Source organism: Hydrogenophaga sp. YM1 (assembly GCF_016903055.1).
Classification (GTDB): domain Bacteria; phylum Pseudomonadota; class Gammaproteobacteria; order Burkholderiales; family Burkholderiaceae_C; genus Hydrogenophaga; species Hydrogenophaga borbori.
The window spans coordinates 3,704,124-3,724,437 of record NZ_CP070223.1 but is presented as its reverse complement, the minus strand read 5'-3'; the positions used below and the strand labels follow the sequence as shown (position 1 = coordinate 3,724,437).

At 70.2% G+C, this 20,314-nt stretch carries 17 protein-coding genes; all 17 read left to right on the top strand.

Features of this window, described 5'->3' with window-relative positions; genetic code table 11:
• Positions 1–9: 9 nt before the first annotated feature.
• Complete coding sequence (locus JNX00_RS17540; protein WP_070397228.1) at positions 10–708, top strand: DUF484 family protein; 699 nt, start codon at positions 10–12, stop codon at positions 706–708.
• A complete protein-coding gene (locus JNX00_RS17535; protein WP_070397229.1) occupies positions 705–1,661 on the top strand; it encodes a tyrosine recombinase XerC in 957 nt (318 codons plus the stop codon). The genes JNX00_RS17540 and JNX00_RS17535 overlap by 4 nt, the downstream gene beginning before the upstream one ends.
• A 30-nt stretch (positions 1,662–1,691) precedes the next feature.
• On the top strand, positions 1,692–2,876 hold the full coding sequence (locus JNX00_RS17530; RefSeq protein ID WP_204743024.1) for a class I SAM-dependent rRNA methyltransferase: 1,185 nt from the start codon (positions 1,692–1,694) through the stop codon (positions 2,874–2,876).
• 63 nt (positions 2,877–2,939) lie between these two features.
• The gene (locus JNX00_RS17525) at positions 2,940–4,025 is read left to right on the top strand and encodes a GTP-binding protein (protein WP_204743023.1); all 1,086 of its coding nucleotides are present in this window, start codon (positions 2,940–2,942) and stop codon (positions 4,023–4,025) included.
• Between the two features lie 270 nt (positions 4,026–4,295).
• On the top strand, positions 4,296–5,348 hold the full coding sequence (dksA, locus tag JNX00_RS17520) for an RNA polymerase-binding protein DksA (protein WP_204743022.1): 1,053 nt from the start codon (positions 4,296–4,298) through the stop codon (positions 5,346–5,348).
• A 38-nt stretch (positions 5,349–5,386) separates the two neighbouring features.
• Positions 5,387–7,210, top strand: coding sequence for an STAS domain-containing protein (locus JNX00_RS17515; RefSeq protein WP_204743021.1), 1,824 nt, complete (start codon positions 5,387–5,389; stop codon positions 7,208–7,210).
• A 177-nt stretch (positions 7,211–7,387) separates the two neighbouring features.
• Positions 7,388–7,936, top strand: coding sequence for an ATP-dependent protease subunit HslV (gene hslV, locus JNX00_RS17510; RefSeq protein WP_070397233.1), 549 nt, complete (start codon positions 7,388–7,390; stop codon positions 7,934–7,936).
• Between the two features lie 11 nt (positions 7,937–7,947).
• Complete coding sequence (gene hslU, locus JNX00_RS17505) at positions 7,948–9,279, top strand: ATP-dependent protease ATPase subunit HslU (protein ID WP_204743020.1); 1,332 nt, start codon at positions 7,948–7,950, stop codon at positions 9,277–9,279.
• A gap of 301 nt (positions 9,280–9,580) precedes the next feature.
• Positions 9,581–9,997: a division/cell wall cluster transcriptional repressor MraZ gene (gene mraZ, locus JNX00_RS17500; protein WP_204743019.1), complete on the top strand. Its 417-nt coding sequence runs from the start codon at positions 9,581–9,583 to the stop codon at positions 9,995–9,997.
• Between the two features lie 8 nt (positions 9,998–10,005).
• Positions 10,006–10,926, top strand: coding sequence for a 16S rRNA (cytosine(1402)-N(4))-methyltransferase RsmH (rsmH, locus tag JNX00_RS17495; protein WP_070397745.1), 921 nt, complete (start codon positions 10,006–10,008; stop codon positions 10,924–10,926).
• 85 nt (positions 10,927–11,011) lie between these two features.
• The gene (gene ftsL / locus JNX00_RS17490) at positions 11,012–11,326 is read left to right on the top strand and encodes a cell division protein FtsL (protein ID WP_070397236.1); all 315 of its coding nucleotides are present in this window, start codon (positions 11,012–11,014) and stop codon (positions 11,324–11,326) included.
• Entirely contained in the window at positions 11,323–13,056 is a 1,734-nt protein-coding gene (locus tag JNX00_RS17485; RefSeq protein ID WP_204743018.1) for a penicillin-binding protein 2, read from the top strand. Before ftsL ends, JNX00_RS17485 begins: the two co-directional genes overlap by 4 nt.
• Entirely contained in the window at positions 13,056–14,564 is a 1,509-nt protein-coding gene (locus JNX00_RS17480) for a UDP-N-acetylmuramoyl-L-alanyl-D-glutamate--2,6-diaminopimelate ligase (protein WP_204743017.1), read from the top strand. Before JNX00_RS17485 ends, JNX00_RS17480 begins: the two co-directional genes overlap by 1 nt.
• Complete coding sequence (murF, locus tag JNX00_RS17475) at positions 14,561–15,988, top strand: UDP-N-acetylmuramoyl-tripeptide--D-alanyl-D-alanine ligase (RefSeq protein ID WP_204743016.1); 1,428 nt, start codon at positions 14,561–14,563, stop codon at positions 15,986–15,988. Before JNX00_RS17480 ends, murF begins: the two co-directional genes overlap by 4 nt.
• On the top strand, positions 15,978–17,156 hold the full coding sequence (mraY, locus tag JNX00_RS17470; protein ID WP_204743015.1) for a phospho-N-acetylmuramoyl-pentapeptide-transferase: 1,179 nt from the start codon (positions 15,978–15,980) through the stop codon (positions 17,154–17,156). Before murF ends, mraY begins: the two co-directional genes overlap by 11 nt.
• A complete protein-coding gene (murD, locus tag JNX00_RS17465; RefSeq protein ID WP_204743014.1) occupies positions 17,153–18,979 on the top strand; it encodes a UDP-N-acetylmuramoyl-L-alanine--D-glutamate ligase in 1,827 nt (608 codons plus the stop codon). Before mraY ends, murD begins: the two co-directional genes overlap by 4 nt.
• Positions 18,980–19,017: 38 nt before the next feature.
• Complete coding sequence (gene ftsW / locus JNX00_RS17460; RefSeq protein WP_070397242.1) at positions 19,018–20,295, top strand: putative lipid II flippase FtsW; 1,278 nt, start codon at positions 19,018–19,020, stop codon at positions 20,293–20,295.
• Positions 20,296–20,314 lie beyond the last annotated feature (19 nt).

Sequence of the window (20,314 nt, the reverse complement as noted above, 5' to 3'; positions counted from 1 at the left end):
CCCACCACCATGACCCAGCCGATCCCGCCCATCACCGAGGACGACATCGCCCAGTACCTGGCCAACAGCCCCGACTTCTTCGAGCGCCACGCCAGCCTGCTGGCGGCGGTGCAGCTCACCAGCCCGCACGGCGGGCGCGCCGTGAGCCTGCAGGAGCGCCAGGCCGAGATGCTGCGCGAGAAGATCCGCGGCCTGGAGCTCAAGGCCGCCGAGATGATGCGCCACGGCAAGGAGAACACCGCCATCGCCGACAAGCTGCAGCGCTGGATGCGCGAACTGCTGCTGGTGCGCGAGGCGCGCGACCTGCCGCGCGTGGCCGCGACCGAGCTGTCGGCGCAGTTCCTGGTGCCGCAGGTGGGCATCAAGGTCTGGGGCGTGTCGGCCGAGTTCGCCGGCGAGGACTACGCCCAGGGCGCGAGCCAGGATGCCCAGGCTTTCGCGGGCTCGCTGGCGGTGCCGTACTGCGGCCACAACCCGGGCCTGGAGGCCGCGCAGTGGCTGGTCGATCCCTCGTCGGCCCAGTCGCTGGCGCTGATCCCGCTGCGCGCGGGCGCCGCGCCCGAGGCCTTCGGCCTGCTGGTGCTGGCCTCGCCCGATCCGCAGCGCTTCGCCTCCGACATGGGCACCGACTTCCTCGAACGCATCGGCGAACTCACCAGCGCCGCGCTCTCGCGCCTGCGCCCGGTGGTGGCCGCGGCCACGGAATGAGCCACGCCGGGCCGGCCCGCAGCGACGACGCCGGCCTGGTGCGGGCCTACCTGGACCACGTGCGCGTGGACAAGCGCCTGGCCGATCGCACGCTGGCGCTCTACACGGGCGATCTGGAGAAGCTGCAGGCGAACGCGCGCGAGGCCGGCGTGGCCCTGGCGGACGTGATGCCCGCGCATGTGCGGCGTTGGGTGGCGCAGATGCACTCGGGTGGGCGCAGCGCGCGCGGCATCGCGCTCATCCTCTCGGGCTGGCGCGGCTTCTACGGCTGGCTGGGCCGCCAGGGCCTGATCCAGCAGCACCCGGTGAACGACGTGCGCGCGCCCAAGGCCGGCAAGCCCCTGCCCAAGGCCCTGCCGGTGGACGAGGCCGTGCGCCTGATGGGCCACGCAGACGCCGAGGACGACCCGGCGCTGGAGGCGCGCGACGCCTGCATCGCCGAACTGCTGTACGGCTGCGGCCTGCGCATCGGCGAACTGGTGGGGCTGGACGTGGCGGCCAGCGCCACGGCGCGCGGCTGGATCGACCTGAGCGGCGCCGAGGCCCACGTGCTGGGCAAGGGCAGCAAGCGGCGCAGCGTGCCCGTGGGCCGCGCGGCGCTGGACGCGCTGCGGCGCTGGCTGGACCTGCGCCCCGCCTTCGCGCGGGACGACGCGGCGCTGTTCATCGGCCAGCGCGGCGGGCGGCTCACGCCGCAGTACATCCGCGTGCGGCTCAAGCGCCGTTCCATCCAGGCCGGCCTGGCCACGCCGGTGCACCCGCACATGCTGCGCCATTCCTACGCCAGCCATGTGCTGCAGTCCAGCGGCGACCTGCGGGCCGTGCAGGAACTGCTGGGCCACGCCAGCATCGGCACCACGCAGGTGTACACCCGGCTGGATTTCCAGCACCTGGCGCGCGTCTACGACGCCGCGCACCCGCGCGCCCAGGCCCGCAAGCCACGCGCCAAGTAAGGCCACCCCACCCCACGGACACGACCGGGCATGAAATCCATCCGACTCAGGCCCGGCAAGGAACGCTCCCTGCAGCGCCACCACCCCTGGGTGTTCGACGGTGCCATCGCCAAGGGTGGCGGCGACCCCGGCGAAACCGTGCGCGTGGAGGGCGCCGACGGCCAGTTCCTCGCCTGGGGCGCCGTCTCGCCCGCCTCGAAAATCCGCGTGCGCGCCTGGAGCTTCGATCAACGGCAGCGCATCGACGCCGCCTTCTTCAAGGAGCGCCTGCGCGCCGCCCTGGCCCTGCGTGAGCGCCTGGCGATCGACAGCGATGGCGTGCGCCTGGTGCACGCCGAGTCCGACGGCCTGCCCGGCCTGGTGGTGGACCGCTACGGCGACACCCTGGTCGCCCAGTTCGGCGCCGCCGGCGTCGAGCGCTGGAAGGACGTGATCGCGGACGCCCTGCTCGAGCTCAGCGGCTGCGAGCGCCTGTACGAGCGCAGCGACACCAGCAGCCGGCGCCTGGAAGGCCTGGCCGACGCCACCGGCTGGCTGCGCGGGCAGGGCGAGACGGCGCTGGTGCTGCAGGAACACGGCTGGCGCCTGGGCCTGGACATCGCCAGCGGCCACAAGACCGGCTACTACCTCGACCAGCGCGACAGCCGCGCCGCCTGCCGCGAACTGGTGGCGCGGCACCGCCTGGCCGAGGTTTTCAATGGCTTTTGCTACACCGGCGGTTTCACCGTGGCCGCGCTCGCCGGCGGTGCCGAGCGCGTGCTCTCCGTCGACTCCTCGGGGCCCGCGCTGGAGCTGGCCCGGGCCAATGTGGCCCTCAATGGCTTCGACGCCGGCCGCTGCGAGTGGCGGGACGCCGACGTCAATGCCACCCTGCGCCGCCTCATCGACGAGGGCCGGCAATTCGACGGCATCGTGCTCGACCCGCCCAAGCTGGCCCCCACGGCGGCGCACGCCGAGCGCGCCGCGCGCGCCTACAAGGACCTCAACCGCCTGGGCTTCAAGCTGCTGCGCCCGGGTGGCGTGTTGTTCACCTTCTCCTGCTCCGGCGGGGTGGGGGTGGAGCTGTTCCACAAAATCGTGGCCTCGGCCGGCCTGGAAGCCGGCGTGGACGGCGTTTTCCTGCTGCGCCTGGGCGGTGCCCGTGACCACCCGATGACGGTGAGCTTCCCCGAAGGCGAATACCTCAAGGGCCTGGTGGTGATGCGCCGGCCCTGAAGCCGGTTCGCACCGGGCTGGCCTACACTCTTCCGCCTTCGTTTTCCCCACCCCCTACGCACCATGGCCCTGATCCCCGCCACTATCCTCACCGGCTTCCTCGGCTCGGGCAAGACGACCCTGCTCAAGCGCGTGCTCACCGAGGCCCACGGCCAGAAGATCGCCGTCGTCGAGAACGAGTTCGGCGAAGAGAACATCGACAACGAAATCCTGGTGGCCGACACCACCGAAAACATCATCCAGATGAGCAATGGCTGCATCTGCTGCACCATCCGCGACGACCTGCGCGCCACGCTGGCCGACCTGGCGCAGAAAAAGCGCAAGGGCGAACTCGACTTCGAGCGCGTGGTGATCGAAACCACCGGCCTGGCCGACCCCGGCCCCGTGGCCCAGACCTTCTTCATGGACGACGAGGTGGCCGAGCAGTACCTGCTGGACGCCATCGTCACCCTGGTGGACGCCAAGCACGCCGCCCAGCAGCTCAACGACCGCCAGGAGGCGCGTCGCCAGGTGGGCTTCGCCGACCAGATCTTCATCAGCAAGGCCGACCTGGTCTCGGCCGACGAGGTCGATGCCCTGGTCCACCGCCTCAAGCACATGAACCCGCGCGCGGCCATGCGGCCCGCGCACTTCGGCGAAGTGGCCATCAACGAGGTCTTCGACCTGCGCGGCTTCAACCTCAACGCCAAGCTCGAGATCGACCCGGACTTCCTCAAGGCCGACGACCACGACCATCACGACCACGATCACCATGGCCACGACCACCATGGCCACGACCACGACCACGCCCATGGCGAGCACTGCGACCACCCCTCGCACCAGCACGGCCACGGGCACCACCACCACCACGACGACGACGTCAAGAGCTTCGTCTACCGCGCCGAGCGCCCCTTCAGCCCCGAAAAGCTGGAGGACTTCCTGGGCGCCATCGTGCAGGTCTACGGCCCGCGCATGCTGCGCTACAAGGGCGTGCTGCACATGCAAGGCACCGAGCGCAAGGTCATCTTCCAGGGCGTGCACCAGCTCATGGGCAGTGACCTGGGCCCCGAGTGGGGGCCGGACGAAAAGCGCGTGAGCAAGATGGTGTTCATCGGCATCGAACTGCCGCGCGACATCCTCGAGCAGGGGCTCGAGCAGAGCCTGGCCTGAACCGGGCGCGGGTCGGGCCATTCAGCGCAGGGGGCCGGGCCGTGTCGTTTGTCTCACCACGGCCTGCCCCGGTCTGCCGGCCGGCGCGGGCTGCGCTTCGCGCATGGCTACAATCGCGCCCCGAATCAACCAGGGCATTTGTCACACGGCAAGGGGGTATAACAGCGCCTTTGCCGATGGCGGGCCCGGGTTGGAGCCCGTCGCCATCGGTCCACGAGCCGGGCGCGATCCCTGTGAAGGGGCGTGCCGGCCATCCCAAGGAGACCCGTTGTGAAAGCCCCGGCTTCCAAGGCAGCGAAAGCAGGCAAGTCCGTCGCCTCGGGCGCCACGGCGCGTGCCGGCAAGCCGGTGGCACACAAGAAGGCCTCCCCGGTCAAGGCTGTGGCCAAGAAGGCGCCGGTGGCGAAGAAGGCCGTGGTCAAGGCACCGGCGAAGGCACCCGTGAAGGCGCCCAAGGCCGTGGCCAAGAAGGCGGCGCCGAAACCGCTGCCCAAGGCCGTGGCCAAGCCGCCGGTGAAACCCGCTGTCAAGGCCGTGGCGAAGCCCGTGGCCAAAGCGCCGACCGCCAAGAAGCCGGTGGTGAAAGCCGCCGCCAAGGCACCGGTCAAGGCCAAGGTCGCGGCATCGCCCGCCGCCAAGGCGGCGGCCGTGGCCAGCGACCTCATTTCCAAGGTGGCCAGCGCTGCGGCGCCCACCGCGACCGAACCCTCGCCGGCGCCCATGGGCAAACGCGAGGCGCGCAAGGCCATGCTGGCGCAGATGTCCCAGCCGGCCTCCGCGCCCAGCCATGCCCCAGACGCCCCCAAGGCGACTTTCTCTCCCGTGAATGAACGAACCGTCATGACGTCCCCCGCCCCCCCATCCCTGCAGAAGGACCCCAAGCGGGCCAACAACTGGAAGACCCTCAAGGTCGAACAGCTCACCGACGCTGACGTGCTGGCCATGCCCGACAGCGAGTACATGAACGACGTGCAACTGGCGTTCTTCAAGACCAAGCTCAAGGGCCTGAAGACCGACATGCTCAACAACGCGGGTGAAACCACCGAACACCTGCGCGAGGACACCGTCGTCGTGCCCGATCCGGCCGACCGCGCCACCATCGAGGAAGAGCACGCCCTGGAGCTGCGCACGCGCGACCGCGAGCGCAAGCTGCTCAAGAAGATCGAGCAGGCCATCGCGCGCATCGAGGCCGGCGACTATGGCTATTGCGAGGAAACCGGCGAGCCCATCGGCGTGGGCCGGCTCATCGCGCGGCCCACGGCCAGCCTCTCGCTCGAGGCGCAGCAGCGCCGCGAGCTCAAGCAGAAGATGTTCGGCGACTGAGTTCGACCGGCACCGACCCGATCCACAGCCCGGTTCCAATGTCCAAGGACGAATCCAGCGGCGGCTTCCTCTCCAAGGTGGTGAAGTTCGTTCGCCACCCCACCACGAGCTGGGCCGACCTGGACACCCGTCAGTCGGACCGCGAGAGCGAATACAGCAAGGCCGCGCTCAAGGAGATGATCGAGCGCAAGCGGCGCAACGACTTCGTGCGCAAGCGCGAGTTCGACATGCTGCGCAAGATCCGTTCGCGCGAGGGCTCGCCCGCCGAGGCCCAGGGCATGCGCCCGTCCTTCTTCCAGAGCAGCATCCCCTCCAAGCCCGATGACCGGGCGATGACGCTCAAGAAGATCGACGAGATCGAGGCGCAGATGTCCATGCAGTGGTGGAAAACCAAGGGCGCGGACTCGATCACCAGCACCGGTTCACCGGGACCCAACAGCGCCGCGCAGCCGCCCGGAACCTTGCCGCCGAAGGCCCGCGAGGCCTCGCCGATCCGGCCCTTGCCTCAGGTGGACCCGGCGCGCCTGCGCGCCCAGTACGACGTGACCGAGCCCGCGCCGCTGCTGCATCCCTCGGCGCAGCGCGAGCACCAACCCACCGAGCCGATGGCGCTGCGGCCGTCGCAGGCGACGGCGCCCGCGCCGATCAAGCCCCCCAGCAGTCCCCGCACGGGCCTGATGGCGCCGCGCGCGGGCACGCCCAGCAGCCAGCAGTTGGGCTCGGAGTTCTCGGCCTCGCACTTCTACGCGCTGGACGTGCAGGAGGTGGCCCAGGACCCTGAGGTGGAGGAGGCCGCCATCCGCTTCGCCAATGGCGACGATGCTGGTGCGGAACAGGGGCTGCTGGAGGCCGTGTCCGACGGCGGCGCCCGCGTCGACCAGGAGGCCGATTGGCTCGCCCTGTTCGATCTGTACCGCGCCACCGGCCAGCTCGCGCCCTTCGAGAACCGGGCGGTGGAGTTCGTGAACCGTTTCGACCGCTCGGCCCCGCAGTGGTACGACATGCCGGCCGCGGTGCAGCGCATGGTGGTCGCGGCCGACGCGCCGATCGCCGCCGGGCACGCACGCGCCGTGTGGGCCTGCGAGGCCGAACTTGACGCGCACGCCGTGGGCTCGCTGCAGAACGTGCTGACGCGCGCGCGCCAGCCCTGGGTGATCGACTGGAGCCTGCTCAGCAGCATGGACCCCAAGGCCGCGCGCGCGTTGCTGGGCCTGGTCACGCTCTGGACCGACCAGGACGTGGAGCTGCGCTTCGTGGGCGGCGCCAGGCTGCGCGACGTGCTCAAAAGCATGACCCATTCGGGCCGCCGCGACGTCGAGCAGCTGTGGTGGGAGCTGCGCATGGCCGTGCTGCGGCTGATGAACCGGGCGGATGAGTTCGAGCTCACTGCGCTGGACTTCTGCGTCACCTACGAGCTGTCCCCGCCGGGCTGGGAGCGGCCACGCTGCCGCTACCAGTCGATGCGTGGCGATGGCGACGAAGGCCATTCCGTGCTGGGCGAATCGGTGATCGAGACCCTCTCGCCGCCATCCACGCTTTCGGGCGAGTCGGCCATGGACTCGCAGCCCGGGTCGATCAACCACCTTGGCCTGGTGGAGCTGTCGGGCGAAATCCGCGGCGACGCGCAGAGCACCATCGACATGCTGGAGCAGCGGCTGGAAGGTGCCGACGTGCTGATCCTCTCCTGCCGCAACCTGATCCGCGTCGATTTTTCGGCCGCGGGCACGCTGCTCAACTGGGTGTCGAACCACCACGCGCAGAACCGGCTCGTGCAGTTCGTCGACGTGCACCGACTGGTCTCGGCCTTCTTCCACGTCATCGGCATCACCGAGTACGCGAAGGTGGTCCTTCGCAACGACTAGCAGGAAGCACCCCCGCCGCGCTGCGCGCGACCCCCTCAAAGGGGGCGACACCAGCGGCCCGGCAAAGCCGGTTCCGCGGCGTCACTGGGTTGGACCGCGTGGTGCGTGGCGGGTTGTGCGCCGGCTTTTTCTCCATTGCCCCTTGAGGGGGGCCATCGCATCCCCATCTGCCACCCCATGGAATCTTTTCACGGCACCACCATCGTCTGCGTCCGCCGCGAAACGCCGCAGGGCGTGCAGGTCGCTATCGGCGGCGACGGCCAGGTCACCCTGGGCCACATCGTCATCAAGGGCACGGCGCGCAAGGTGCGCAAGCTCTACCACGACCGCGTGCTGGCGGGCTTCGCTGGCGCCACGGCCGACGCCTTCACCCTGTTCGAACGCTTCGAGGCCAAGCTGGAGAAGCACCAGGGCCACCTGGCGCGCGCGGCCATCGAGCTCACGCGCGACTGGCGCACCGACCGCGTGCTGCGCCGCCTGGAGGCCATGCTCGCGGTGGCCGACCGCAGCGCCGCGCTGGTCATCACCGGCAATGGCGACGTGCTCGAGCCAGAGCACGGCATCGTCGCCATCGGCTCGGGCGGTGCCTACGCCCAGGCCGCGGCCAAGGCGCTCATCGACCACACCGCGCTCAGCGCCGAAGATGTGGTGCGCCAATCGCTCGCAATCGCGGGCGAGCTGTGCATCTACACCAACATGAACCACACCATTGAAACGCTCGACTGAGGCCGTTTGACATGTCTTCGATGACACCCCAGGAGATCGTCTCCGAGCTCGACCGCTTCATCATCGGCCAGAAGGGCGCCAAGCGCGCCGTGGCCATCGCCTTGCGCAACCGCTGGCGGCGTCAGCTGGTGGACGAAAAACTGCGCCCGGAGATCACGCCCAAGAACATCCTCATGATCGGCCCGACCGGCGTGGGCAAAACCGAGATCGCGCGCCGCCTGGCCAAATTGGCCGACGCACCCTTCATCAAGGTCGAGGCCACCAAGTTCACCGAGGTGGGCTACGTCGGCAAGGATGTGGACAGCATCGTGCGCGACCTGGCCGACATCGCCATCAAGCAGACGCGCGACGCGGCGATGCGCCAGCAGCGCGCGCGCGCCGAGGACGCGGCCGAGGAGCGCATCCTCGACGCACTGATCCCGCCGCCGCGCGCCGTGGGTTTCGAGCCCCAGCCCACGCCCGACAGCACCGCGCGCCAGGCCTTCCGCAAGAAGTTGCGCGAGGGCCAGCTCGACGATCGCGAAATCGATATCGAGGTGGCCGAGCCGCGTCCCACGATGGAGATCATGGGGCCCGCCGGCATGGAGGAAATGGCCGAGCAGCTCAAAGGCCTGTTCGGCCAGTTCGGCGCCGGACGCAAGCAGCAGCGCAAGCTGCGCATCGCCGAGGCACTGAAACTGCTGATCGACGAAGAGGCGGCCAAGCTCGTCAACGAAGACGAGATCAAAGCCCGCGCTCTGCACAACGCCGAGCAGAACGGCATCGTCTTCATCGACGAGATCGACAAGGTGACCTCGCGCAGCGAGAGCGGTGGCACGGCCGAGGTGTCGCGCCAGGGTGTGCAGCGCGACCTGCTGCCGCTGGTGGAGGGCACGACGGTGTCCACCAAATATGGGCCGATCAAGACCGACCACATCCTGTTCATCGCCAGCGGTGCCTTCCACCTGTCCAAGCCCAGCGACCTCATCCCCGAGCTGCAGGGGCGCTTCCCGATCCGCGTGGAACTGCAGTCGCTGTCGGTGGACGACTTCGAGGCCATCCTCACGCAGACCCATGCGTCGCTGGTGCGGCAGTACCAGGCGCTGCTGGAGACGGAGGGCGTGACGCTGGTGTTCCAGTCCGACGGCATCCGCCAGCTGGCCCAGATCGCCTGCGAGGTGAACGAGCGCACCGAGAACATCGGGGCGCGGCGGCTCTCCACGGTGATGGAACATCTGCTCGACGAAGTGAGCTTCGACGCGGCCAAGCTGCAGGGCCAGACTGTGAACATCGACGCCGCCTTCGTGCAGGGGCGGCTGGGCGCGCTCAGCCAGGACGAGGACCTGTCGCGCTACATCCTCTGAGCGGCCTGGCTGGTCGGGGCTCCTTTCCCGCCGCCGACCCACCCTCACCGCCCGTCGCCTCGTGAAACGCCCGTGGAACCACCCCACGGGCGTTCCTGTTTTGAAGCTTCACTTGCACTGACCTTTGTAAGTGCTTGCTTTTTATGTGCTTTTTGGTCCTGGATTCCCCGCGAAATCACTTCTAAGTGGTTGATTTCATTGAAAAAAAGTGTGCATGACCCCTGGTGCGCGAGTGTTTTCCTGCTACAGTGGGAATAAGTGCAATTAAGTGGTGGTATGTCCCACCTGAAGGTCAAAAGCGGTGTTCCAGGGCGCGTCTTCGCTGAGTCTCGATGCCAAGGGGCGGCTGTCCGTGCCGACCCGGCACCGCGACGCCCTGGGTGGCTCGCTCACGATCACCAAACACCCCCATGGTTGCCTCATGGTCTTCCCGCGCGAGGCCTGGGAAGACTTCCGCGACCGCATCGCCAACCTGCCCATGCAGGCCCAGTGGTGGAAACGTATCTTCCTCGGCAATGCCATGGATGTGGAGGTGGACGGCACCGGTCGCGTGCTGGTTTCGCCCGAACTGCGCGCCGCGGCGGGCATCAGCAAAGATGTCGTGCTGCTCGGCATGGGCGCCTACCTTGAACTGTGGGACGCCCAGGTGTATGCCGCACAGGAGGCCGAGGCCATGAAGGCCGAGATGCCCGACGTGTTCAAGGACTTTTCCTTCTAAGGGCGGTGGTGGAGACGACATGGGCCCATCAGACCGTCCTGTTGAACGAGGCCGTGCAGGCGCTTTCGATCAACCCGGACGGCCACTACGTCGATGCCACCTTCGGTCGCGGCGGGCACAGCCGCGCCATCCTGCAAAGGCTGTCGCCCCAAGGGCGGCTGACCGTCTTCGACAAGGATCCCCAGGCCATCGAGGTGGCGCACCAGCTGGCCGCGCAGGATGCGCGCGTCTCGGTGCGGCACAGCGGCTTTGCGGCCATGACCGAACTGCCGCCGGCCTGCGCCGACGGCATCCTCATGGACCTCGGCGTGAGCTCGCCGCAGATCGACGACCCCGCGCGGGGTTTCTCGTTTCGCCACGACGGCCCGCTGGACATGCGCATGGACACCACGCGTGGCCAGAGCGTGGCCCAGTGGCTCGAGACGGTGCCCATTTCCACCCTGGCGGAGGTCATTCGTGACTATGGCGAAGAACGGTTTGCTGCACCGATTGCAAAGGCGATTGATCGTCGCCGACAGGAACGGGGCCCTGTTCGAACCACCGGCGAGCTGGCCGAAATCGTGGCTGGCGCGGTCAAAACCCGCGAGCCGGGCAAGGACCCTGCAACGCGCACATTTCAGGCTCTTCGGATTTTCATCAACGCCGAGCTTGAAGAGCTGCAACAGGCGCTAGAAGCCAGCCTGTCCCTGCTCAAGCCCCAAGGTCGCCTCGTGGTCATCAGCTTCCACTCCCTGGAAGACCGCCCGGTCAAGCAGTTCATGGCGCGCCACTCGCGCGCCGTGGTGGACCGCCGCGCGCCCTTCGCCGAGCCCGCGCCCACGCGCCTGGCCGAGGTGCACCGCGTGATGCCGTCCGAGGCGGAGGTGCAGGGCAACCCGCGCGCGCGCAGCGCCGTCATGCGCGTGGCCACGCGAACGGGGGTGGCATGAGCGCCGCGCCGGACCGCCTGCAGCCAGCTCGCGTCCCTTCGGGGGATCGCGCAGCACACGCAGTGGCCTGCGTGAGGGCCTTGCCATGATCCGGCTCAACCTCGTGCTGCTGCTGGCCGTCCTGGCCAGCGCCTTCTACCTGGTGCACACCCAGTACGAGTCGCGCCGCCTCTACTCGGCGCTGGACCGTGCGCAGACCCAGTCCAAGCGGCTCGACGCCGACCACGAGCAACTGGCCGTGCAGCGCCGCGCGCAGGCCGCGCCCGCGCGCGTGCAGCAACTCGCCCAGCGCCAGCTGCAGATGCGCCAGGTCACGCCGGGCATCACGCAGTACGTGAGCGAACGCGCGGCCACGCCGGCCCCGGCGCCCGCAGCCGAAGGCGGGGAGGGCGCGCGATGAGCCGCAGCATCAACTACGCCTCCAGCCCGCTGCTGGCGAGCAAGACGCCCGTGTGGCGCAGCAAGTTCATCGTCTTCGGCCTGGCGCTGGCCTTTGCTGGTCTGGCCGGGCGTGCCGCCTACGTCCAGGTCATCGGCAACGACTTCTTTCAGCGCCAGGGCGAGGTGCGCTTCGCGCGCACGCTGGAGCTGCCGGCCAACCGCGGCCGCGTGCTCGACCGCAACGGCCTGATCCTGGCCTCCAGCGTGGTGGCGCAGAGCATCTGGGCCATCCCCGAGGACGTGGACAAGAACCACTCCAAGCTGCGCGAACTCGCCCGCCTGCTCGACATGCCGCTCGCCGATCTGCGCAAGCGCCTGGCCGACAACGACAAGACCTTCGTCTGGGTCAAGCGCCAGGTGGATGAGCCCGTGGCGCAGAAGATCGCCGCGCTGGGCATCAAGGGCATCTACCAGCGCCGCGAGTACAAGCGCCAGTACCCCGAGGGCGAGGCCACGGCCCACGTGGTGGGCTTCACCAACGTGGAAGACCGTGGCCAGGAGGGCGTGGAACTGGCGTTCCAGTCGCAGCTCGCGGGCAAGGCCGGTTCGCGCCGCGTCATCAAGGACCGCCTGGGCCGCGTGGTCGAGGACGTGCAGGACGTCGTGCCGCCCGTGGACGGCCCCGACCTCAGCCTGTCCATCGACAGCAAGGTGCAGTACTTCGCCTGGCAGAAGCTGCGCCAAGCCGTTCTACAGCACAAGGCCAAGGCTGGCAGCGTCATCGTGCTCGACACCCGCACGGGCGAGGTGCTGGCCCTGGCCAACTACCCCAGCTACGACCCGAACCAGCGGCGCAACCTCAGTGGCGAGCAACTGCGCAACCGCGTGCTCACCGATACCTTCGAGCCCGGCTCGACGATGAAGCCTTTCATTGCCGCGCTCGCGCTCGACAAGGGCCTGGTGCGGCCCAACACGCCCATCCAGACGGCGCCTGGCCGCATCGTCATCGGTGGCTCCACCATCCGGGACACCCACCCCAAGGACGTGCTGACGGTGTCGGAGGTGATCCAGAAATCGAGCAACGTGGGCACGGTCAAGATGGCCATGCAGATGAGCCCGCGCGAGATGTGGGAGATGTACGCCCAGGTGGGCTTCGGCCAGAAGCCGCAGGTGCCGTTCCCGGGCGCGGTGGCCGGCCGGCTGCGCCCCTACAAGAGCTGGCGCCCGATCGAGCAGGCCACCATGAGCTACGGCTACGGCCTGTCCGTCTCGCTCTACCAACTCGCGCAGGCCTACACCATCTTCGCGCGCGAGGGCGAGCTCATCCCGCTGACCCTGCTCAAGAGCGACACGCCCGCGCAGGGCGTGCGTGTCTTCAGCGCCCAGAACGCGCGCGCCGTGCGCGACATGCTGGGCCTGGTGACCAAGCCCGGCGGCAGCGCCACGCGCGCGCAGACCATGGGCTACTCCGTGGGCGGAAAGACCGGCACCGCGCGCAAGCAAGAGGGCAACGGCTACGCCGAAGGCAAATACCGCGGCTTCTTCGTCGGCATGGCGCCCATCGAGCAGCCGCGCATCATCGTCGCGGTGTCGATCGATGAACCGAGCGAAGGCGGGTTCTATGGCGGCCTGGTGGCCGCGCCTGTGTTCAGCGAGACAGTGCAGGAAACCCTGCGCATCCTCGGCGTGCAGCCCGACATGAACGTCAAGCCGCAGATCTTCGGCGAGCCGGTGGAGGAGACGTTCTGATGGTTCAGACGCTCGTCCATCCCGAAGCCGTGGCCCAGTGGCTGCGCGCCAGCGTCACCGGCGGGCTGGTGTGCGACAGCCGCCGCGTGCGCCTGGGCGACGGCTTCGTGGCCTGGCCCGGCGCGGCCACCGACGGCCGCCGCTTCGTGGCCGACGCGTTGCGTGGCGGCGCCAGCGCGGCCGTGGTCGAGCGCGAAGGCCTGGACGCCTTCGATTGCCGCAACGACCCACGCGTGTTGGCCGTGCCCGGCCTCAAGGCCCAGGCCGGCCCCATCGCCAGCGCCTGGTGCCACGAGCCCAGCGGTGCGCTTGACGTGATCGCCATCACCGGCACCAACGGCAAGACCTCCAGCGCCTGGTGGGCGGCGCAGCTGCTGTCGGCCTGCAACCGGCCCGCGGCGGTGGTGGGCACGTTGGGCATCGGCCGCCCCGGCGCGGCCTTGCTGGCCACCGGCCTGACCACGCCCGACCCGGTGATGCTGCAGCAGGAGCTGCGCGGCTTCGTGGACCAGGGCCTGCGCGCCTGCGCCATCGAGGCCTCGTCGATCGGCCTGGAGGAAGGGCGCCTGAACGGCACGCGCGTGGCGGTGGCCGTGTTCACCAACTTCACCCAAGACCACCTCGACTACCACGGCAGCATGGACGCCTACTGGGCCGCCAAGCAGCGCCTGTTTGATTGGCCCGGCCTCAAGGCCGCGGTGGTCAACGCCGACGACCCGCACGGCGCCGGCCTGCTGGCGCGCCTGCAGGGGCGGGGGTTGGATCTCTGGCCCGTGGCCATCGACAGCGAGGCGCGGCTCGAGGCGCGCGGCGTCGTCACCACGCCCGCCGGCCTGGCCTTCGAGCTGATCGAACGCGACCCGCGCGGCCAGGAGCGGCAACGCCAGGCCTTGAGCCTGCCGCTGGTGGGCCGATACAACGTGCACAACCTGCTGGGCGTGCTGGCCACGGCGCGCGCGCTGGGTGTGCCTTTCGCCGCCGCCGCGCAGGCCTGCGCGGCGCTCACGCCCGTGCCCGGCCGCATGCAGCAGGCACAGGCCGACGCACCTGGCGCGCCGCTGGTGCTGGTGGACTACGCGCACACGCCCGACGCGCTGGAGAAGGCCCTGCAGGCGCTGCAACCGCTGGCCGCGCGGCGCGGCGGGGCGCTGTGGGTGCTGATCGGCTGCGGTGGCGACCGCGACCCGGGCAAGCGCCCGCTGATGGGCGCCGTGGCCGAACGCGAGGCGCGCCACGCCGTGCTGACCAGCGACAACCCGCGTGGTGAAGACCCGGCCACCATCCTGGCGCAGATGGCGCGCGGCCTGAGCGACCCGGCCGCCGCGCGCACCGTGCTTGATCGCGCCGAGGCCATCGCGCTGGCGGTGCGCGAAGCCGCGCCCGCCGACGTGGTGCTCATCGCCGGCAAGGGCCACGAGGACTACCAGGAGGTGCGGGGCGTGAAGTCGCCGTTCTCCGACATCGAGCACGCGCGCCGCGCGCTCGCGCTGCGCCGGGAGGCCGCATGAAGACCCTGGCCGAACTGCTCACCACGCTGCCCGGCGCGCGCGCCGTCGGCCGCATCGCCGCGCCCATTGAGCGCGTGCATTCCGACACCCGCAGCCTGCGCGCCGGCGACCTGTTCGTCGCGCTGCAGGGCGAGCGCTTCGACGCCCATCACTTCCTGGCGCAGGCGGCGGCCGCTGGCGCGGTGGCCGGGCTCGCGCAGCGTGGCCTGGCCGAGGCCGGCCTGCCCGGTGCCGAGGTGCCCGATTCGCGTGCCGCGCTGCTGCAGCTGGCGCAGGCCTGGCGCGCCCAGTTCACGCTGCCGCTGATCGCCGTGACCGGCAGCAATGGCAAGACCACGGTCACGCAGATGGTCGCCAGCATCCTGCGCGCGCACGCCGGCGAGGCCGCGCACGCCACGCAGGGCAATTTCAACAACGACATCGGTGTGCCGCTCACGCTGCTGCGCCTCAATCCGCAGCACCGCTGCTCGGTGATCGAGCTCGGCATGAACCACCCGGGCGAGATCGCCCAGCTCGCCGCCGTGGCGGCGCCCACGGTGGCCCTGGTGAACAACGCGCAGCGCGAGCACCAGGAGTTCATGAGCTCGGTGGAGGCCGTGGCGCGCGAGAACGGCGCCGTCATCGCGGCGCTCGGCGCCGATGGCGTGGCCGTGTTTCCCAGCGACGACGTGCACACCCGCGTCTGGCAGGCGCTGGCCGGCGCGCGGCGCAGCCTGACGTTCAGCGACACCGACCCCGAGGCCACCGTGCGCGCGCACAGCGCGGAGTGGCGCGACGGCGCCTGGGCGCTGCACATCGCCTCGCCGCTGGGCGATGCCGAGGTGCGGCTGCGCATCGCGGGCCGGCACAACGTGCGCAACGCGCTCGCGGCCGCGGCCTGCGCGGTGGCCGCCGGTGTGCCGCTGGACGCCATCGCGCGCGGGCTGGAGGCCTTCGAGCCGGTGGGCGGCCGCTCGCGCGCCATCACCGTCACCGTGGGTGGCCGCGTGCTCACGCTGATCGACGACAGCTACAACGCCAACCCCGATTCCGTGCGCGCCGCGATCGATGTGCTGGCCTCGCTGCCCGCGCCGCACCTGCTGGTGCTGGGCGACATGGGCGAGGTCGGTGACCAGGGCCTGGCCTTCCACCTGGAGGTGCTGCGCCACGCCTTCGCGCGCGGCATCGACGAGGTGCGCGTGAGCGGCACGGCCATGTGCGAGGCCGCCGAGGCCCTGCGCGCGGCCGGCGAGCCCGCGCCGCGATGCGTCGCCGAGGTGGACGCGCTGGCCACCGACGTGGCCGCCGAGGTCGCCACCGGGGTGGTGGCCAGCGTGCTCGTCAAGGGCTCGCGCTTCATGCGCATGGAACGCGTGGTGCGGGCCGTGCGCGCGCTCGACCCGACGCAGGCCGACAACCACAAGGATTCTTCCCATGCTGCCTAGCATCGCCCTCTGGCTGCAGGGCCTGTCCCCCGAGCTGGGCTTCCTGCGGGTGTTCCAGTACCTCACCTTCCGCGCCGTCATGGCCGCCATGACGGCCTTGGTGGTCGGCCTGGTGGCGGGCCCCTGGTTCATCCGCCGCCTCGCCGCGCTCAAGATCGGCCAGCCGATCCGCGAGTACGCGATGCAAACCCACCTGAGCAAGGGCGGCACGCCCACCATGGGTGGCGTGCTGATCCTGTTCGCCATCGCGGCATCCACGCTGCTGTGGTTCAACTGGAGCAACCGCTTCGTCTGGATCGTGCTCATCGTGACCCTGGGCTTCGGCGCCATCGGCTGGGCCGACGACTGGCGCAAGGTGGTGCACAAGAACCCCGAGGGCATGCGCTCGCGCGAGAAGTACTTCTGGCAGTCGCTGATCGGCCTGGTGGCGGCCTTCTACCTGGTGTTCGCGGTGTCCGAGACCAGCAACGCGCGCGTGCTGGAGCTCTTCATCGACTGGGTGGGCTCGGGCTTCACGCTGGACCTGCCGCCGCAGTCGGGCTTCATCGTGCCCTTCTTCAAGGAAGTGAGCTACCCGCTGGGCGTGGCCGGCTTCGTCATCCTCACCTACCTGGTCATCGTGGGCGCCAGCAACGCGGTCAACCTCACCGACGGTCTGGACGGCCTGGCCATCATGCCGGTGGTGATGGTGGGCTCGGCCCTGGGCATCTTCGCCTACGTCACGGGCAACGCGGTGTTCGCGCGCTACCTGCTGCTGCCGCACATCCCGGGCTCGGGCGAGCTGCTCATCTTCTGCGCCGCCATGGCCGGCGCCGGCCTGGCCTTCCTCTGGTTCAACACCCACCCGGCGCAGGTCTTCATGGGCGATGTCGGCGCGCTCGCGCTGGGCGGCGCGCTGGGCACCATCGCGGTCATCGTGCGCCAGGAGATCCTGCTCGCCATCATGGGCGGCATCTTCGTGGTCGAGGCGCTGTCGGTGATGTTGCAGGTCAGCTACTTCAAGTACACCAAGAAGCGCTACGGCGAAGGCCGGCGCCTGTTCCAGATGGCGCCGCTGCACCACCACTTCGAGAAGAAGGGGTGGAAGGAAACCCAGGTGGTGGTGCGCTTCTGGATCATCACCATGCTGCTGTGCCTGATCGGCCTGTCCACGCTCAAGCTGCGATGAAAGACCAGCACGTCCTCATCCTCGGTCTGGGCACCTCAGGGCTGTCCATGGCCTGCTGGTGCGCGCGCGAAGGTGCGCACGTGACCGTGGCCGACACGCGGGCCGCGCCGCCGCAGCTCATGGCGCTGCAGGGCGCCTGCCCCGAAGCTCGCTTCGTCAGCGGCGCTTTCGACGAGGCCTTGCTGGCCCGCGAGCCCTGGGCCTTCATCGCGCGCAGCCCCGGCCTGATGCCGGCCGAGCTGCAGGGCGTGTTCGCCTTCGCGCGCGAGCGCGGCGTGCCGGTGCTCACCGAACTGGATCTGTTCGCCCAGGCCTTGCAGGGCCTGTCGCGGCGCGAGCGCTTCCCCTACCGGCCGCAGGTGCTGGCCATCACCGGCACCAACGGCAAGACCACGGTCACCTCGCTCGCCGGGCAGTTGCTGGACCGCGCGGGCTGGTCCGTGGCCGTGGCGGGCAACATCGGCCCGGCCCTGCTGGACGTGCTGGCCGCCGCGCTGCGCGCGGAGGCCGTCGCGCAGGCGGCCGACGACGAGCGCGAAGCGGCGCAAGCCGCCGAGGCCGAGGCCCTGGCCGAACAGGCGAAGGCCGTGGCAGCGGCGTCGCCCGCCGAGCCCGAGCCCGGGGACACGCCGCCGGGCGAAGCGCCAGCCGAGGCAGAGGCCAACGACGGCCCCGTCTCCGCCGAAACCTCGGCCGCCGACGAAGCCGCGCCCGCCGCAGCGGACGACGAGGGCCCCGCGCTCATCGCTCCGCCGCCGCCCGAGCCGCCCCAGCCCCCGCACCTGCCGCGCGTATGGGTGCTCGAACTGTCCAGCTTCCAGCTCGACGGCACCGCTTCGGGCGCCTGGGCCTCGGTGCCCACGGCGGCCACGCTGCTCAACCTCACCGAGGACCACCTCGACTGGCACGGCGGCATGGACGCCTATGCCCAGGCCAAGGCCGCCGTGTTCGGCGAGCGGGCGCTCATGGTGCTCAACCGCGACGATGAGCGCGTGATGGCCCTCAAGCCCGGGCTGGTGACGGTCAAGATCGGCAACCGCAACCGCCAGGTGCCGGCGCGCCAGTGGTGCAGCTTCGGGCTGGACGCACCCACCCGCGCGGGCGATTGGGGCCTGGAAACCGTCAATGGCATGACCTGGCTGGTGCGCGCGCTGGCGCTCGACGAAACCCGCGCCAAGGGCCGCGCGCAGGAGGACGAAGAGATCTATCTCCAGCGCCTCATGCCCGCCGAGGCCTTGCGCATCCGCGGTCGCCACAACGCGGCCAACGCGCTGGCCGCCCTGGCGCTGGCCACCTCCACCGGCGCGCCGCTGGCGCCCATGCTGCACGGCCTGCGCGAGTACCGCGGCGAGCCGCATCGCATGGAGCCCGTGGCCATCGTGGACGAGGTCGAGTACTTCGACGACAGCAAGGGCACCAACGTGGGCGCCACACTGGCGGCCGTCAATGGCCTGGGCGCCGAGCGCCGGCTGGTGGTGATCCTGGGCGGCGATGGCAAAGGCCAGGACTTCCTCCCCCTGGCCGGGCCGCTGGCGCGCCATGCGCGTGCCGTCGTCCTGATCGGCCGCGACGCGCCGCGGGTGCGCGCTGCCGTGGAGGAGGCGCTGCGCGGTGCCGGCGTGCCCCTGCACGACGCGGGCGAACTCGCGGCCGCCGTGCCCCTGGCCGCCGAGCTCGCGCGCCCTGGCGACGCCGTGTTGATGTCGCCGGCCTGCGCCAGCCTGGACCAGTTCCGTAACTACGTGCACCGCGGCGAGGTGTTCGTCGCCGCCGTGCGCGAGCTCGCCGAGGCGCGCGGCATGAGCCTGGAGGGCGGCCTGTGAGCCGGCGCAAGGCCGCTGCCGCCCCGGGGCCCGGCCGGATGGCCCGCCTCGGGGCCGGCCTGCGCGAGCGGCTGCGCGGCTGGCTGCCGTCCTGGGCCGCTGGCGCGCTGGTGGGCGCGGGCGGCGACGGCATCCCGGTGCGCCTGTCCAGCCGCAGCTACGGTCGCCAGCGCGGCGCGCCCGTGGGGGTCACCGGCTTCGACCAGCCGCTGCTGTGGGTGGTGTTCTCGCTGATGGCCTGGGGCCTGGTGATGGTCTATTCGGCCTCCATCGCGCTGCCCGACAACCCGCGCTTCGAAAACTACGCGCACACGCACTTCGTGCTGCGCCATGGCCTGTCGATGGCGATCGCCTTCGTCGCCGCGCTGCTGGCCTTTCAGGTGCCCATGCAGCGCTGGGAGCAACTCGCGCCCTGGCTGTTCGGCCTCGCGTTGCTGCTCATGGTGGTGGTGCTGGTGGTGGGCAAGGGCGTCAACGGCGCGCACCGCTGGATCTCGTTGGGCGTGATGAACTTCCAGCCCTCCGAGCTGGGCAAGCTCGCGGTGTTGCTCTATGCCGCCAGCTACATGGTCCGCAAGATGGAGATCAAGCAGAATTTCTGGCAGGCCGTGCTGCCCATGGCCGTGGCCCTGGGCGTGGTGGGCGTGCTGCTGCTGGCCCAGCCCGACATGGGCGCCTTCATGGTGATCGTGGTCATCGCCATGGGCATCCTGTTCCTGGGCGGCGTCAACGCGCGCATGTTCTTCCTCATCGCCCTGGTGGTGGTGGGCGCTTTCGCGCTGATGATCATGGCCAGCGAGTGGCGCCGCGAGCGCATCTTCGCCTACCTCGATCCCTGGAGCGCCGAGCACGCCCTGGGCAAGGGCTACCAGCTCTCGCACGCGCTGATCGCCTTCGGTCGCGGTCAGATCTTCGGCGTGGGCCTGGGCGGCAGCGTGGAAAAGCTCAACTGGCTGCCCGAGGCGCACACCGACTTCCTGCTCGCCGTCATCGGCGAGGAGTTCGGCCTGCTGGGCGTGCTCACACTGATCGCCCTGTTCCTGTGGCTCACGCGGCGCATCATGCACATTGGCCGCCAGGCCATCGCGCTCGACCAGGTCTTCTCCGGCCTGGTGGCGCAGGGCGTGGGCCTGTGGTTCGGCTTCCAGGCCTTCATCAACATCGGCGTGAACCTGGGCGCGCTGCCCACCAAGGGTCTGACGCTGCCCTTCATGAGCTACGGCGGCTCGGCCATCCTGCTCAACCTGGTCGCGCTGGCGGTCGTGCTGCGGGTGGATTTCGAGAACCGCCAGATGATGAAGGGGGGCCGCACGTGAGCACACGCCCGCCCTGCGC

Bases quoted from the DNA above. Each gene is read 5' to 3' on its own strand.
- JNX00_RS17485 (WP_204743018.1), top strand. From the start codon at position 11,323: ATGAGCCGCAGCATCAACTACGCCTCCAGCCCGCTGCTGGCGAGCAAG.
- JNX00_RS17530 (WP_204743024.1), top strand. From the start codon at position 1,692: ATGAAATCCATCCGACTCAGGCCCGGCAAGGAACGCTCCCTGCAGCGC.
- JNX00_RS17540 (WP_070397228.1), top strand. From the start codon at position 10: ATGACCCAGCCGATCCCGCCCATCACCGAGGACGACATCGCCCAGTAC.
- mraY (WP_204743015.1), top strand. From the start codon at position 15,978: ATGCTGCCTAGCATCGCCCTCTGGCTGCAGGGCCTGTCCCCCGAGCTG.
- ftsL (WP_070397236.1), top strand. From the start codon at position 11,012: ATGATCCGGCTCAACCTCGTGCTGCTGCTGGCCGTCCTGGCCAGCGCC.
- murF (WP_204743016.1), top strand. From the start codon at position 14,561: ATGAAGACCCTGGCCGAACTGCTCACCACGCTGCCCGGCGCGCGCGCC.
- murD (WP_204743014.1), top strand. From the start codon at position 17,153: ATGAAAGACCAGCACGTCCTCATCCTCGGTCTGGGCACCTCAGGGCTG.
- JNX00_RS17535 (WP_070397229.1), top strand. From the start codon at position 705: ATGAGCCACGCCGGGCCGGCCCGCAGCGACGACGCCGGCCTGGTGCGG.
- JNX00_RS17480 (WP_204743017.1), top strand. From the start codon at position 13,056: ATGGTTCAGACGCTCGTCCATCCCGAAGCCGTGGCCCAGTGGCTGCGC.
- ftsW (WP_070397242.1), top strand. From the start codon at position 19,018: ATGGCCCGCCTCGGGGCCGGCCTGCGCGAGCGGCTGCGCGGCTGGCTG.
- JNX00_RS17515 (WP_204743021.1), top strand. From the start codon at position 5,387: ATGTCCAAGGACGAATCCAGCGGCGGCTTCCTCTCCAAGGTGGTGAAG.
- hslV (WP_070397233.1), top strand. From the start codon at position 7,388: ATGGAATCTTTTCACGGCACCACCATCGTCTGCGTCCGCCGCGAAACG.
- JNX00_RS17525 (WP_204743023.1), top strand. From the start codon at position 2,940: ATGGCCCTGATCCCCGCCACTATCCTCACCGGCTTCCTCGGCTCGGGC.
- hslU (WP_204743020.1), top strand. From the start codon at position 7,948: ATGTCTTCGATGACACCCCAGGAGATCGTCTCCGAGCTCGACCGCTTC.